Annotated in this window: 13 protein-coding genes; 6 read left to right on the forward strand and 7 right to left on the reverse strand. The window is 41.0% G+C overall.

Annotated elements, in window-relative coordinates; translation table 11 throughout:
- Positions 1-51 precede the first annotated feature (51 nt).
- From msrB to BUB05_RS00200, 4 genes are all read right to left on the reverse strand, one after another.
- Entirely contained in the window at positions 52-1,188 is a 1,137-nt protein-coding gene (gene msrB / locus BUB05_RS00185) for a peptide-methionine (R)-S-oxide reductase MsrB (RefSeq protein WP_073045357.1), read from the reverse strand.
- A gap of 13 nt (positions 1,189-1,201) precedes the next feature.
- Positions 1,202-1,822, reverse strand: coding sequence for a TlpA family protein disulfide reductase (locus BUB05_RS00190; RefSeq protein WP_175548483.1), 621 nt, complete (start codon positions 1,820-1,822; stop codon positions 1,202-1,204).
- 12 nt (positions 1,823-1,834) lie between these two features.
- Positions 1,835-2,548, reverse strand: coding sequence for a cytochrome c biogenesis CcdA family protein (locus BUB05_RS00195; protein WP_073045359.1), 714 nt, complete (start codon positions 2,546-2,548; stop codon positions 1,835-1,837).
- Positions 2,549-2,691: 143 nt separating this feature from the next.
- The gene (locus tag BUB05_RS00200; protein ID WP_217683713.1) at positions 2,692-4,116 is read right to left on the reverse strand and encodes a sigma-54 interaction domain-containing protein; all 1,425 of its coding nucleotides are present in this window, start codon (positions 4,114-4,116) and stop codon (positions 2,692-2,694) included.
- 278 nt (positions 4,117-4,394) lie between these two features.
- Between BUB05_RS00200 and BUB05_RS00205 the strand changes: the two genes are divergently transcribed.
- On the forward strand, positions 4,395-5,597 hold the full coding sequence (locus tag BUB05_RS00205) for an aromatic amino acid lyase (protein ID WP_073045361.1): 1,203 nt from the start codon (positions 4,395-4,397) through the stop codon (positions 5,595-5,597).
- Between the two features lie 8 nt (positions 5,598-5,605).
- Positions 5,606-6,706: an aromatic amino acid ammonia-lyase gene (locus tag BUB05_RS00210; protein WP_073045364.1), complete on the forward strand. Its 1,101-nt coding sequence runs from the start codon at positions 5,606-5,608 to the stop codon at positions 6,704-6,706.
- A gap of 78 nt (positions 6,707-6,784) precedes the next feature.
- Here the strand turns inward: BUB05_RS00210 and BUB05_RS00215 are convergent, their stop codons facing one another.
- Complete coding sequence (locus tag BUB05_RS00215) at positions 6,785-7,921, reverse strand: PucR family transcriptional regulator (protein WP_073045366.1); 1,137 nt, start codon at positions 7,919-7,921, stop codon at positions 6,785-6,787.
- 242 nt (positions 7,922-8,163) lie between these two features.
- Between BUB05_RS00215 and BUB05_RS00220 the strand changes: the two genes are divergently transcribed.
- Genes BUB05_RS00220 through BUB05_RS00230 form a run of 3 tightly spaced genes read left to right on the forward strand, consistent with a single transcriptional unit; the run spans position 8,164 to position 12,033 of the window.
- On the forward strand, positions 8,164-9,252 hold the full coding sequence (locus BUB05_RS00220; protein ID WP_073045368.1) for an S-methyl thiohydantoin desulfurase family protein: 1,089 nt from the start codon (positions 8,164-8,166) through the stop codon (positions 9,250-9,252).
- A 56-nt stretch (positions 9,253-9,308) separates the two neighbouring features.
- Positions 9,309-10,763: a beta-Ala-His dipeptidase gene (pepD, locus tag BUB05_RS00225; RefSeq protein WP_073045370.1), complete on the forward strand. Its 1,455-nt coding sequence runs from the start codon at positions 9,309-9,311 to the stop codon at positions 10,761-10,763.
- Positions 10,756-12,033, forward strand: a complete 1,278-nt coding sequence (locus tag BUB05_RS00230) for an MFS transporter (protein ID WP_073045372.1) — start codon at positions 10,756-10,758, stop codon at positions 12,031-12,033. Before pepD ends, BUB05_RS00230 begins: the two co-directional genes overlap by 8 nt.
- Positions 12,034-12,206: 173 nt before the next feature.
- Here BUB05_RS00230 and BUB05_RS00235 read toward each other — a convergent pair whose 3' ends face one another.
- A complete protein-coding gene (locus tag BUB05_RS00235; RefSeq protein ID WP_073045374.1) occupies positions 12,207-13,025 on the reverse strand; it encodes a ZIP family metal transporter in 819 nt (272 codons plus the stop codon).
- Positions 13,026-13,130: 105 nt separating this feature from the next.
- The gene (locus BUB05_RS00240) at positions 13,131-13,313 is read right to left on the reverse strand and encodes a hypothetical protein (RefSeq protein WP_073045376.1); all 183 of its coding nucleotides are present in this window, start codon (positions 13,311-13,313) and stop codon (positions 13,131-13,133) included.
- A 449-nt stretch (positions 13,314-13,762) separates the two neighbouring features.
- On the opposite strand from BUB05_RS00240, the gene BUB05_RS00245 reads away from it, so the two are divergent.
- Positions 13,763-14,749 (forward strand): Fic family protein, encoded by a 987-nt coding sequence (locus tag BUB05_RS00245; protein WP_342747067.1) that lies wholly within the window; start codon positions 13,763-13,765, stop codon positions 14,747-14,749.
- The last annotated feature ends 212 nt before the right edge of the window (positions 14,750-14,961 follow it).

Here is a 14,961-nt window from a genome sequence, read left to right on the forward strand (position 1 = left end):
CGTGTCCGATAATCCTTTTTCTTATATTATACTATATCTTTGGCTGATGCATCATTCGAAAAGTACCTTGAGATATCCGTACCCTTCGTCGTCCATGTCCTCATATGCAACAAACCTTATTGCAGCACTGTTTATGCAGTATCTCTTTCCTCCCCTGTCCTTGGGGCCGTCGTCGAATACATGTCCGAGATGAGAGTCTCCGCTTCTGCTTCTCACTTCCGTCCTCACCATGTTGAAGCTTTCATCCACATGGTAGGTAACAACCTCTGGAATTATTGGCTTTGTAAAGCTGGGCCATCCGCATCCGGAATCATACTTGTCGATGGATGAGAAGAGAGGCTCTCCTGTAACTATGTCCACATATATTCCCTTTCCCTTGAAGTCATGGTACTTATTGTCAAAAGCCCTTTCAGTCTTTGCGTCCTGGGTTACTGCATACTGCAGGTCTGTAAGATTATCCATTAGATATGCATCGTCAGGCTTCGGATACCTGGCAGGATCGATTATTATCTCGTCTGCAAGACCAAGGTCTATGTGGCAATAGCCGTTTGGATTCTTCTTAAGATAATCCTGGTGGTACTCCTCTGCAAGATAGTATCCGTCAAGCATTTCAACTTCAACCACTATTTCCTTGGAGTATTTTTCCTGCTCCTCTGCAATAACTTCCTGTATTATAGGAACCTGTTCTTCATCGGTATAATAGATTCCAGTTCTGTACTGTGTTCCCCTGTCGTTTCCCTGCCTGTTCACACTTGTAGGATCGATGACCTTGAAGTAGTAAAGAAGCAGTGTTCTCATGTCAGTCTCTTCAGGGTCGTATCTTACATGTACAGTTTCCGCATGTCCTGTGTTTTTGTAGCATACTTCTTCATATGTAGGGTTTTCCGTATTTCCGTTTGCATATCCCGATGTCACATCGTATACACCGTGAATCCTCTGCATGTATTCCTCAAGTCCCCAGAAACAGCCTCCTGCAAGGTAGAGGTCCTTGAGTTTACTCTCGTCGACCTTGACTGCCATGGTTTCTTCATTTTTCATATCTTCCATGTTTTCCTCCTCAACAATCTCCATATCCTTCTCTTCGGAGACCATATCCTCGTCACCGGCAGTATTCAGTATTCTTGGAACAAACACTGCTGCAGCCACCACCAGTACAAGCAATACCGCAATCAATATTCTGCTGTTCATTTCATCACCTTCTTTAATATATACCCTGGATTTTGTCAATTATAGTTTCATTGGTTTTAGGTCCGGGAAGACTCTCTATAAGTACTTCGTCGCTTCCAACAAATGCTGATGTAGGATAGCCTCTTACCATGTAATCGGAAGCTATATCTCCACCGTCATCCAGGAGGACGATTATGTTGTCGTACTCCAGTCCCCTGTACCATTCTATGAACTCATCCCTGTCCATTTCACTTCCAAGTCCCGGAGATACTATGGTAAGTATGGGAAAATCCGCTGTTGATGACAGTTCATCCAGAGCTTCAAGTTCCGACAAGCATATAGGACACCATGATGCCCAGAACTTTATGTATACCTTCTCACCCTTGTAGTCTGCCAGTGAGTATTCCATACCGTCCACACCAGCAAGGGTAAAACCGGGAGCCATTTCTCCCTCGTTCATCCTGTCATCAGTCATACCTTCATCCCTCTTGTCCATGTCCGAATCCATGTCGTCACTATCCATGCTATTCATATCTTCAGTCATTTCATTTCCATTCATTGCAGTGTCGCTGTTCTGACTGTTGTAAATATACGCTCCACCTGCAGCAACAAGAACTGCAACAATTATAAATATTATCAGTTTCTTGCTGTTCATTTTCTATTCCTCCTAAATCAGACCTTCAAAGAATCCTGTCAACACATTGAGATTCTGAGTCATCAGCAGTATTCCCATGAGCACTATTATAGCTCCTCCGACCCTCTTGATTGTAAGAAGATGCTTCTCAATCTTCGTGAACTTCTCAAGAAGAATGTCCGAAAGTAGTGCCATTATCAGGAAAGGTACCGCAAGTCCAAGTGTATAGACAAGCATAAGCAATAATCCGTATACAGCCTGTCCACCACCTGATGCCACCACTATTATGGCTCCAAGGACCGGTCCCACGCATGGGGTCCATGCAAAGCTGAAAGTCAGTCCCAGCAGATAGGTTCCCAGAAGATCGTGCTTCTTGCTTCTTTCAAACCTTACAGACTTGTTGAACTTGAACAGGTCTAGCTTGAAGATGTCCATCTGGGATAGACCAAGTATTATTACTATTGATCCGCTTATTATTCTGAATGCTTTTCCATAAATGTATTTTCCAAGGGCACCTGCTCCAAATCCCAGTATTAGGAAAATTGTCGAAAGCCCCAGCACAAATACCATTGTCCTCCCTATAGCTACAAGGTTAACCCTGTACTTCCCTCTGTTTGCCTTCTTCTGGTCAGCCTTTCCCGTGATTACGCCTATATATACAGGCAAGAGGGGAAAGGTGCATGGTGCAAAGAATGACAGGAATCCTGCCGCAAATACCGTTGTTATAAAAATTTGTTCACCGATCATATTTTCCACCGCCTATTTGTTTAATCCAATATTGAATTTCCTTGTTTATATACTCATTATACAACAAAGCTTTCGCAAATGATATTAATTATCATTAACAAAATCTTGGTTTTAATCCTCTATTGATAAAATTTTATATGCTTTTACCAGTTTCCGTGGCTTTTCATCTTTTTTATGTTGAGTTTCTTCATCCTGTACTGTAGGTTCTGTCTCACTATACCGAGGCTCTCTGCGCTCCTCGATATGTTCCAGTCGTTCTCCTCCAATGCCTCTATTATCCTGTCCCTTTCAGCATTCCTCAGATACTCTCCCAGACCCTCCCTCTTCCTTGTGGGAGTTCCACTTTCGCTGTAAATCCTGTCGGGAAGGCAGTTCACATCCACAATCTGGTCGTCGTCTGCAAGGGTAATTGCCGATTCAATTATATTCTCAAGCTCCCTTACATTTCCCGGATAGGAATATCCCTTAAGGATCTCGTATACATCGTCCGTTACCTGAAGGTTGAAAAGTCCGTACTTTGACCCATACATCTCAATGAAATAGTTGATCAAGGGAAGGATATCAGATTTTCTTTCCCTGAGGGGTGGAATCTCCAGTGTGCTTGTTGATATCCTGTAGTAAAGGTCCTTCCTTATGAGGTTCTCGCTGAGGCACCTCTCAGGGCTGATGTTTGTGGAGCTGATTATCCTGCAGTTGAGGCTGATCTCCTCGGTACTTCCTATGCGCCTGAACTTCTTCTCCTGTATGACCCTCAGCATCTTTGCCTGGAGAGACAGGGGCATGGAATTTATCTCGTCAAGGAACAGTGTGCCGAAGCCCGCCTTTTCAATGAGTCCAATCTTGTTTTCAGCTCCAGTGTATGACCCCTTTACGGTACCGAAAAGACTGCTTTCCAGAAGGTTGTCCGGAATGGCCGAGCAGTTTATTCCAACGAAGGGCTGTCTCTTGTTCGTTGAGTTGTAGTTGTGTATTCCCTGTGCGAAAATTTCCTTCCCCACTCCCGTCTCGCCGAATATGAGAACATTGCTGTTGTATTTAGAGAACTTCTTTGCCTTTTCTATTATGGAACTTATCTTTTCGCTGTTTGTAATTATGTTCTTAAAGGTGTATCTGGTATTATTCTCCGTGCTTATTGCATTGAGTCCTGCGCTGCTTTCTATTTCCCTGGTCCTCTTGAGAAGATCAGCCACCTTGTTGACGCTTCTCGATACCGAGTATGTTGCAAGGAGTTCACCGTTTCTCATTATGGGGTATGTGCTTGCCACGCAGGTTATCTTCTGGTTCTTGTTGGAGTAATAGTCCTGGTACCTGTCAAGGATTGGAGTCTGGGTCCTCATTACAATGGAGTGCTCGCTGGTCTCCTGGCTAACCTTGTAGACCTCGGTTATCTTCTTTCCAATTACATCCCTGGCTCTGAATCCCTCCATTAAACCCATCTGGTTGTTGTAGTACATGATTGTGCCGTCGGTATCGGCTACCATGGCCCCTTCCGTCACCGTATTCAACACTATCTTCATGCAGTATTCCATATCTTCATGGCTCATTGATCCGGTCTTTTTTATTACCATCATGACCTCCCATAATCCTTATCATCAAATTAATTTCCCATTGCAGGGTAATCCCGACTTCGAGAAACTACAGATTTAAGACTGTAATGCCGAAATATTTGGAACCTGCCAGGCGAAACCCTATATCATACATATATTATATGCATAATTTTTATGCATTGCAAAGTTTTTCCATGGCGTTTAATGCAAATATTTTATGCACATACTGCTGAATACGTTGTAAATAGCTGTTCGAAATCTGGCATGATAATTGCTTTAATATTTTTAGAGGTGATTACATGAAAACTAAAACTATTAACTTTGATTTTCTTGCAGGCAAGATTAAATCAGACAACAAACTCATTGATTCACATTATCCGGAATCAATAACAGCACTGACACTATATTTACTGGCAAGGGAATATTCAGACAAGGTAAATTTTGCTTCAGCACTTGAAAAAAAGGCGGAGGCAAGCCTTCCATCCATACCTGCGTCTCTTGCAACAGAAAAGGAACAGGCAGACTTTATAATTGAAGTACTAGGAGACCTGGCAGGCATGGCAGACAACATGAGGGAAGTTCTTCACAAGGTACTTCCGGCAGCCTATGGCATCTACGGCGTTGTGAAATCAATGAACCTTGCAAAAGCAGTGGATCTTACCCTTGCCCTGAACCTTGAGGCAATCAGGGGAGAAAGGGGAGCCTTCGATCTTAGACTCCACAACATTTCAAGACCTTTCAAGCAACAGGAAAATTCTGCAGAAAACACGTTGAGAATCCTTGAAGACACTGAGTTTGCAGACGACAAGGGAAGATTCTCTTTCGGATACGACACCCATCCGAGATGCCAGGATGCCATCTCCTTCAGGGCTGCACCGCAAACTCACGGAGGAGCAAGGGATGCCCTTGACTTCATGAAGAAAAGCATAGAAGAATACATGGAAAGCGACCTTGATTTGTCGACCCAGCTTAGATATGCTGCAGACATGGCAATAACCGCCCTTGCAGGCTTTGGAAACATTTCGGAAAGAAGGGCTTTCAGGCTCAACGACCACAACTTCTCCTACGGCCTTCCTACAAACCTGATCTACAAGGACCCGGGATACAACCACGGATTCGTAGTTGTTCAAGCAGTAGGAACTGCAATCCTTGGAGAACTTAAGACAAACGCACTTCCTACAAGATCCTCAATGGACGAAAGACTCAACAGGACACTTGCCTTCTCTTCGGCTAAAAGAGTGGTTGATTCTCTGGGACTGTTGTCAAAGATACTCATGATAGAGGCATTCATGTCATGCCAGGGAATCGATCTTGTAAGGAAGGTGCTTCCCGAACTTAAACTTGGAAAGGGTACGGAGGCTGCCTACAGCAGGATCAGGGAAAGCGTAAAGCTTGTTGAATCGAACAGATACATAATACCCGAAATGAACGAACTTGACAGAATGATATTCACAGGCGAACTGATTTCGGCTGTTGAAGATGCAGTTGGAAGTCTTAAATAGGAGGAAATATGAACAGGGAAATAATTTATATAAACGGACACGACCTGGACATCGATACAGTGGTCAAGGCAGTGTCGGACAAAAATGTGGAAGTAAGGCTTGCAGACAGCGCCAGGGAGTTCTGCACACAGACAAGAAACCAAATAAACCAGTGGCTCACTGGAGATGCTCCCGTAGTATATGGCATCAACACAGGCCTTGGAAACATGAAGGATACGGCACTTTCGCCGGAAGAGCATATAAGGTGGAACAAGACAATACCTTATCCCCATGCGGTTAACATAGGAAATCCGCTGGATGAGAATATAACAAGGGCAACACTTCTCATAAGGGCCAACGTACTGGCAAGAGGATATTCGGCAGTGAGGCCTGCGCTGATAGACAGATACCTGGCGATCTTCAATTCAGGAGTATCTCCAGTTATGCACGAGCTTGGTTCCACAGGGCTAAGCGATCTTGCCCCCCTAGCGGAAATGGCAATGTTCATAGCTGGATTCAAGGAGTCGGAAGCCTACTACGAGGGAGAAATCATCAATGCCCAGGAAGCTTTCAAGAAGGCGGGACTTGATGAAACCTTTGAATTCGAATGCAAGGAAGTACTTGCTACAATGAACGGCTCAACTGTGACGCAGGCAAATTCAGTGCTTTCTTACGACAAGTTTGAAAAGCTTTTCGATATTATTTGCCGGGAAATGAAGGAGAAGGACGAAGCTCTCTACCAGTCAATGGCAAACACAATGGAGTTCATGAGGTTCAACCTGAACAAGGAAAACAATGTGACATGTGACAACCCGACACTTTTCGACGACCAGAACGGCGGATTCGAACCCGTTATGGGCTGCAACTGCTCGAATACACAGATTGGATATGTAATGGACCTTGTTCCCGTGATCAGCTCAGACATCGCCAAGTTCATCTGCAAAAACTGCACCGACGAAGCAGTGGAAAAGACTGCAAACATTATTAACCTCATTGACCAGCTTGCTATACCTGCAACTGCAGACAACATAGCAACCAAGGCAGGTCAGGAGGATCATGTGGAGTTCAGCTACGGAGCAGCAAGGAAGGCCAGAAAGGCCACAGAACTCCTGGAAGTTATAATGGCATAGAAATAAACAACCAACCATCACCCACAGGTTTTGGTTGGTTGTTTCATTTTCATCTTCTTGTTTACTGCAACCCGGACATTACAGCAATAATTCTGCCTTTAGTGCAAGAGAAAGATGCTCGATAAAGGTATACGAATTATCTTCCATACCAAGGATGGTCATGGCTTTCTTGATCCTGAACCGTATTGTATTTTCATGAGTATGAAGAATATATGCTGTTTTTTTGTAATCACCGTTATTTTCCAAATAGATTCGAATGGTTTCTATGAGATTTGAAGAATGACGCTTTTCATATTCTTTCAAGGGTTCAAGTGTTTTCTTACAAAACACCTTCAAAGCTTCATGGTTTCGCAAGGGTTGCAGTAAGTTATAGATTGACAAGTCATTATAATAAGTTATTTTTTTTCCTGTTATCTCAGCAACCTCATGTGTAGAATGAGCTTCCTTGAAGCTTCGTGCAAAGTCGCTGGATCCTTCACAACTGCTGCTCACACCAATAGAAAAAGTTTTCCCATAATGAGCAAAAAGGTTCATTAGAGAATTTATTGTATGAGAAAAATCATGATGTGTGATTTGATCCAGGATTAAAAAGCCACCTTTTCGATAACGCAAGAAATTGAGCTGGAATTGTGAAAATAAATCGCTTTTTAATAACTTAAAACGCAAAGATGTAAGCTCCGAATATTTAATATAGACGCACAGATATTTTAATGGCAAATCCGGAGACAAATACTGCATAATCTCATTGCATTCCTGACTATCCAACCTATCATATAAAAGTCTGTTTATTTTATTTTCGGAGTTTAGAGCTATCTGGTCTGTTAAAATCAGTTCCGATATATCTTTGATGACTTGTCCATAAGGGACATCAGCATCAATCATAATAATCGGATATTTATTTTTATTTGCTAAATCCAGAGTTTTATCCGGGATTTGATTGATATAATATCTAAGGCCAATGCAGCAGGAGCTTTCTGTCTGTATATAAAATTGGATTATATTATAAATGAGATCGTCTGCAATTCTATCTATATAGAAACTATGTATATACAAATCTCCCTTTTCAACTAATTTATAGCCGGGGTCTTCTGGCTCCAGGGGGCAATCTGTAAAATTAACGCGTAAAACTTCTCTGTTCAGTCCGTTCTTCCCGGCTATAAGTTCTGCATTTTTCAAGACATCCAGTTGTAGGATGTCTTTAACCGTAATGCTCATAATTAACTCCTTTCATAATAAGAATTTGAGTAATTCTACACTTATTATAGATTTATTGAAAGAAATTTGTCAATAAATACCAGAGAAGCGTTTACTGTCTCGATGCAGACAACCGTCGAAGTAAAGAGCCCGCTGGAAAATCTACAATAAAGATTCTTTTTCATTGTATTCAACTACAATGCATTGTGCGAGACATATATTTACAATATAGATACACGCATAAAATAAAAAAGGAGAATGGTATGAGAAAACTAGATTTACAAGAATTAAAGGACATAATGATGGGTTGTGCGATTTTAGGAACTGGTGGCGGAGGTTCTTTGGCAGAAGGGCTGTCGGTAGTTGAACATGAATGGAAATCAGGAAAAGAATTCAAGATGCTGGATTTTGATGAAATTGAGGATGAAGCATATTATGCAAATCCATACTATTGCGGATGTATGGTTCCAGAAGAACAGGAATTAGAAGAGGATATTTTTGACGGAACAGATATTGCTTTATCCTTGGAGGCTTTAGAAAAATACATGCAGACCAGTTTCCATGGAGTTGTTTCCATTGAATATGGAGCAGGTAATACAGGTGAAGTAATGGCAATCGCTGCAAAAACAGGTAAATATATTGTAGATGCAGATGCTGCCGGCAGAGCCGTACCGGAACTTCAATTTTCAACTTACTATGTAACGGGCCAGCCGATTACTCCATTGGCCGTAGGAACAATTTATGGGGATGTTGTAGTTATTCCGACAGTTAAAGAAGATTCAAGAGCCGAATCTCTAACAAGGTCAATGGCAGTTGCTACCAATGGAGCAGTGGGAATGACCGATCATCCAATCAAAGGAAAAGACCTGAAAAATTCAGTAATTCCAGGAGCACTCTCACATGCACAGAAAGTAGGTCAGGCAAGACGGGAAGCGGAAAATTCAGGAAAAAATCCAGTACAGGCAATTTTGGAAGCCGCTAACGGTAAACTGTTATTTACTGGATGTGCTACAAGGCAAACAGACTGGGAAAATAAAGATGGCTTCACATTCGGCGATATTTATCTGGAAGGCATAGAAGAATATAGGAATCATGAAGCAAGGATATGGTACAAGAATGAAAATATGATGATGTGGGTGGATGACAAACTACGTTTAACCTGTCCCGATTTGATTTGCGTAGTTGATAAGTTGACCGGTAAACCAATTACAAATCCAAATTGTAAAGAAGGTATGGAACTTTATGTATTAGGTTTCCACTGCCACGATTTGTGGAAAACCGACAGAGCTCTAGAAATTTTGAATCCGCGATTCTTTGGATTTGATGTGGATTGCGTGTTCCTTGAAGACTAGTACGGGAGAATATCCACACAAATATTTCACAAACTAAAAATACCAAGGGAGGATATATGAATACTGAAAGTATATTTCACTATTTTAATGAAATATCTAAAATATCCAGAGTATCTTTTGAAGAAAAAGAGATAGCAGATTACCTCGTATACAAAGGTGAAAAAATGGGACTGGAAGTTTTTCGGGACAAGGAAAACAATGTGATAATAAAAAAGCCAGGAAATAGACAAGATAGTCCAATTGTCGTTTTGCAGGCTCATACCGATATGGTATGGGACTCAAAAAACGAAAATATGCTAGAAAAAATACCATATCAAATCCATGTTGAAGATGGGAAAATGCGTACCAACGGAACAACTCTTGGAGCAGACGATGGAATTGGAGTTGCTATGATACTGGCTCTCCTGGAAAATGACAAAAATGAATATCCAGCTTTAGAAGCCGTGTTTACCTCAAACGAGGAGGAAACCATGGGTGGGGCCATGTCTGTACGAAAAGAAAATGTATCAGGCAAATATATGATTAATTTGGATAGCGAGAAGGAAGGAGTTTTTACAATAGAAGCTGCAGGTGGGATTTCTTCCCTCTGCAAGCTGCCGTTGAAGAAAAAACATTCCGTAAAGAACAAGACAGTTAAAGTAATGGTAACGGGTTGCGGTGGTGGCCATTCCGGTTTGGAGATCGGAAAAAAGCATGAAAATGCAATTTCAATTATGACACGGTTTCTGCAAACTTTGCCCAATGATTCATATGAACTGAACTCTTTGGAAGGTGGAAGTCGTTCCAATGCTATTCCCGAATGGGCAACTGCAGTCATTAACATAGACGATGACAAGTTGCTGGAAAAAGAAATATTCAGTTTTATAGAAAATCGTCAAACCGAGTGGTGGGATGAGGAAAAGGAATTATCCATAAAAACAGAAGAATTAGAATATAATTCTATTGTGTATGAAGACGTATGCAGGGAAAGGCTGCTTTTACTTCTGGAAAATCTTCCTCATGGAGTTCGCAAGAGAACAGAAGACTTCTTATGTTCTTCTGCTAATTTAGCTATGGTTAGAGACAACGGAAATTACATTTCAATAGAGCTTACTTTGCGTTCTTCCTATGAATCATGGTATCAGGATGAAGTCAAAAAAATCAGGCGGCTACTTCGTCATTTGGGTGGAGAAGCAGTGTACAAAGATGAATATCCTGCGTGGATTAACAAGAAGGATTCACAGCTTATAAAAATATTTTTAGAAACCTATGGTGACTTGTACGGTGAAGAAGCAGTCTGTGAAAAAGTCCATGCCGGTCTGGAATGTGGCATCATCATGAGAAATTGCCCCTCAATTAAAGAAACCATATCAATAGGCCCGACTATTTTAAATGCACATACCATATCGGAAACATTAGATATTGAATCGGTAAAAAAAGTGTATGCTCTATTGGAAAAAGCCTTGGAGCGTATTAATACCAGTGAGAAATGCTTGTTAACAAGCAACATGAAAGGAGTCTACAATGAATAGTAAATTTAGTAAATATCTACTTATAGTTACACTCGGTTTAGCAGGTGGCTCAATCTATTTCCTTCCATATATAAAATATGTTTTTTATGATGCACATATTGCATGTATGAATATTAGCAATACCCAGTCTGGGCTGTTAATGACTGCGTACACGATTGCTAATATGATTCTATACATTCCAGGGGGAATTATTGCAGACAGGGTTTCGACAAAGAAAGCTCTTATCTTCTCCTGCCTTGGAACATCTGCATTGGTATTTCTTTATTCATTCAATATGGAGAATTTTGCAATTTCCATGCTCATTTGGATGGGACTTGCATTTAGTACAGGATTTGTTATATGGGCTTCGTTATTGAAAACAATAAGAATTATAGGCACAGAAAAAGAGCAGGGATTTCTATATGGACTTTATTATTCATGCAATGGAATTGCGGCGACAATTATAAATATTTTGGCCGTGTATGTTTTTCAGACAGGTATCGACATGAAAGCCGGATATTTCCGCGCCTGTATTTTCGGCGGATTTGTACCCATCGTAGTATCGATTATTCTGATGGTTTTACTCAAAGATGAAGATTGCATACCAAGTGTAGAGGATGGAGAGCCTAAGTTCCATATGGCTGATGTAAGTCAATTGTTAAAGAATCCTGTAGTATGGATTATCTCAATTATTGTGTTTTGTGGATATGGTTTTTATATGAGCGTTTCATATTTTACTCCGTACCTGACAGAAGTTGTTGGAATTTCCATGGTGGATTCAGGGTTTCTCTCAGCTATAAGAACATATCTTCTTCTATTGTTGGCTCCTGTTGGTGGGTTACTTGTAGATAAATGTTTCAAATCTACAAGCAAATGGCTCTGTGTGTCATTTGTTATCCTATCCGGTCTATTTGGCGCAGTGCTATTATTACCCGCAGATATTAATCCTCAACTGGCAAGCATTTACACATTAATTCCCGGAGCATTAGTTATGATGTCATATGGTGTAATAACTTCTATTGTTTCCGAAGTGGGAATTCCGAAAGCTATGACGGGAACAGTAATTGGCATTATTTCTATTGTAGGATATATGCCTGATTCCATCTATTCTATTATGTTTGGCAATTGGATGGATAAGTATGAAGCTGGTGGTTATAATCTGATTTTCGGATTCCTTGCTTTATCAGGCATTATTGCAGCAGTGTTGTCATTTGTTGTCTTAAAGTACAGCAAGAAAAACAAAATAAAATGCAGCGATTCTCAGCTTCAAGATAAAAGTTTACCAATATAAGAATAGTCTCTTGTCGAAATGCAATAAATTTTTCTAACTACAAAATATGACAATTAGGGCTTGCTGATCAGATTACAAATCAGCAAGCCCTAAAATTATTGAAACACTAACCTGAAGATCTCAAATTCCCATAAATTTGTGCAGGATAATCCGAGTATCCATATGTTTTTCAATCAGCCAAGAGCAACATCGAGAATCATCATGACGGCAAATCCCAACATGACACCAATGGTGGCAACATCTGAAAAATCAGTGGCTTCAACCTTGCCTTCAGGAATCAGTTCTTCAGCGACGACATAGATCATGGCTCCTGCCGCAAAGGCCAGGGCATATGGCAGAATTGGGCGCATGGATATGACCGCGGCTGCTCCAAGAACACCGGCAATAGGCTCCACAATTCCAGAAGCCTGTCCGTACATGAATGCTTTTTTTCTACTCAAACCTTCCCTGCGCAGAGGTATGGATACTGCCGCACCCTCGGGGAAGTTCTGCAACCCTATACCGATAGCCAGTGCGACGGCACCTGCAATCGAAGCTGATGGCAAGCCATAAGCTACCGCTCCAAAGGCGACACCTACAGCCAGCCCTTCCGGTATATTGTGCAGTGTAATAGCCAGAACAAGCAGGACGCTACGCTGCCAGTTGGTTTTGATTCCCTCTCTATGCTCCGTTTTTAAGCCATCGTGAAGGTGAGGAAGTATCTTGTCTACAATCCACAAAAATGCGCCGCCTGCAAGAAAGCCGATACTGGCAGTTATCCACGGTATCTGACCCAAATCTTCAGCCATATCAATGCTTGGCGAAAGAAGAGACCAGAAACTGGCGGCAATCATTACACCTGCAGCAAAACCCAGCATTCCATTCAATACCATCCTGTTTATTGATTTGAAGAAAAAAACCAAAGCAGCTCCGAGTGCGGTCAAAGCATAAGTAAACAATGTTCCAAACAGCGCCTGAATAATCGGGTTGAATTGTTGTAGCCATTCTAACATATTGCTTTCCTCCTTTTGGCATTAATCATTTATTTTTCATACCTGTTAATTCCATTATAACGAATTTTCTTCATTTGGAAAAGATGAATCTCCATTAGGTCTTTTTTATATGAATCCAATTTGGTCCCCATCGCCAATCTTGAACAGCGGCTCCAGAAGGTGTCCCGATGATACCGGTCCGAAAGGATTGTCCATCACAATCACCTTGCCCTGCTGCTTCTTTCCGGTATGGAAACCTCTTGTATAGCTCATTAAGGAGATGAAAAGGACGAATACGCTTACAAACACCTCTCCTCCAGAGGTCTTGCTGACATCTTCCCAGGATATCCTTGATATGTTGTTCTGCTCAATCTTTGATATATTTATCCTTATGTTCTTGAGGGCAACATACTGGTCAAAGACCTGCTCCAGCTTAAGGTGACTGTCAAGGTACTTGTCAAGATCGGATACGTCGTCATTCTCAATCTTTCCTTTGGCTCTTCTGATGACCGCCCTGAGATGGTTCTCAACATGGGAAGTATCAAGACTTTCCTTCGTTAACGAGCCCGTCTATGACATGGCAAACAAAACAACCAACCATTGCCTGACAGGTTATGGTTTGGTGCAGTTTTCATTAGATATGATTAGTATAGTCCTAACTATACTTGCCTTGACTATATTAACCTCCAGTGAATTAACTATTTCATAATATCAACTTGTACGGTATAATAAGAACAAGTATATTCCGGAGGTGCATGATGGCTTACAAACCACCTTTCACAATAAGCGAAAAAACAGTAAATCTGGTCGCTGATATTATGGAGTTAATTACCAGAATCATTTTAAAGGAAGTTGATGTAATAAATCCAAAGTTGAGAAGAAATAACCGGATCAAGACTATTCAGGCATCACTGGCAATCGAAAATAATTCATTATCATTAGAACAGGTCACTGCTATTATCAATGGAAAAAGAGTTCTCGGTCCCGGGCAAGATATTAGAGAGGTCCAAAATGCCTATGAAGCTTATGAAAAACTCCTTGACCTGAATCCATACCATATAGATTCGTTGCTGACAGCACATAAACTCCTGATGGATGATCTCACAAAAGAATCGGGCAAATTCAGGAGTGGCGGTGTAGGCATTTTTGCAGGAGAACAACTGGTTCACATGGCTCCTCCTGCACATTTGGTCAGGGAGCAGATAGAACAGTTAATACATTGGAGTAAAACTTCAGATGTTCATCCTCTAATCAAGAGTTGCGTTTTTCACTATGAATTTGAATTTATCCACCCTTTCACTGACGGAAACGGTAGAATAGGAAGAATGTGGCAAACACTAATACTGTACAAATGGAAAAAAATATTCGGATGGCTTCCTGTAGAGTCAATGATTAAGGAAAGACAGGATGAATACTATAAGGTATTTGGAGTATGCGACAAAGCCGCAGATTCAAAACTATTTATTGACTTTCTTCTTCAAGCTATCTACGATTCATTGTTGGAATTGGAACAAACCGAACAAGTTGGCGTACAAGTTACCGAACAAGTCATAAAACTATTATCAGTCATGGGTAGTATGCCACTGAGCAATAATGAGCTGATGAACCTTGTAGGCATCAAACATCGACCCACTTTCAGAAAGAATTATCTTTTACCTGCCATGGAACATGGTTTCATTGAAATGACAATACCGGACAAACCAAACAGCAGCAAACAGAAATATGTGAAAGTCAAAGACTTATAATCGCATGAAAATATTACGCAATGGAATTGGAGGCATGGTTGTAATGAGTATTGAAATGTTCGAAAAATTAGCTGAAGCTAAAGTTGAAATCAAGAATGGTGCACAAGGTGAAAATTTCATGTAATTTACAAAAGAGTTAAGGAAATAAGTCAATGGAAAAGTAAAATGGTACCCTTAAAACAGTATGTATTAGAATCTCTGTCTCTACAATA

Source organism: Dethiosulfatibacter aminovorans DSM 17477 (genome assembly GCF_900142005.1).
GTDB lineage: Bacteria > Bacillota > Clostridia > Tissierellales > Dethiosulfatibacteraceae > Dethiosulfatibacter > Dethiosulfatibacter aminovorans.

Excerpts from the sequence above, each read along its gene's own strand:
- BUB05_RS00190 (WP_175548483.1), bottom strand. The coding sequence starts at position 1,822 with ATGAACAGCAAGAAACTGATAATATTTATAATTGTTGCAGTTCTTGTT.
- BUB05_RS00220 (WP_073045368.1), top strand. The coding sequence starts at position 8,164 with ATGAGAAAACTAGATTTACAAGAATTAAAGGACATAATGATGGGTTGT.
- BUB05_RS00210 (WP_073045364.1), top strand. The coding sequence starts at position 5,606 with ATGAACAGGGAAATAATTTATATAAACGGACACGACCTGGACATCGAT.
- BUB05_RS00245 (WP_342747067.1), top strand. The coding sequence starts at position 13,763 with ATGGCTTACAAACCACCTTTCACAATAAGCGAAAAAACAGTAAATCTG.
- BUB05_RS00205 (WP_073045361.1), top strand. The coding sequence starts at position 4,395 with ATGAAAACTAAAACTATTAACTTTGATTTTCTTGCAGGCAAGATTAAA.
- BUB05_RS00215 (WP_073045366.1), bottom strand. The coding sequence starts at position 7,921 with ATGAGCATTACGGTTAAAGACATCCTACAACTGGATGTCTTGAAAAAT.
- msrB (WP_073045357.1), bottom strand. The coding sequence starts at position 1,188 with ATGAACAGCAGAATATTGATTGCGGTATTGCTTGTACTGGTGGTGGCT.
- BUB05_RS00195 (WP_073045359.1), bottom strand. The coding sequence starts at position 2,548 with ATGATCGGTGAACAAATTTTTATAACAACGGTATTTGCGGCAGGATTC.
- BUB05_RS00235 (WP_073045374.1), bottom strand. The coding sequence starts at position 13,025 with ATGTTAGAATGGCTACAACAATTCAACCCGATTATTCAGGCGCTGTTT.
- BUB05_RS00230 (WP_073045372.1), top strand. The coding sequence starts at position 10,756 with ATGAATAGTAAATTTAGTAAATATCTACTTATAGTTACACTCGGTTTA.
- BUB05_RS00200 (WP_217683713.1), bottom strand. The coding sequence starts at position 4,116 with ATGGTAATAAAAAAGACCGGATCAATGAGCCATGAAGATATGGAATAC.
- pepD (WP_073045370.1), top strand. The coding sequence starts at position 9,309 with ATGAATACTGAAAGTATATTTCACTATTTTAATGAAATATCTAAAATA.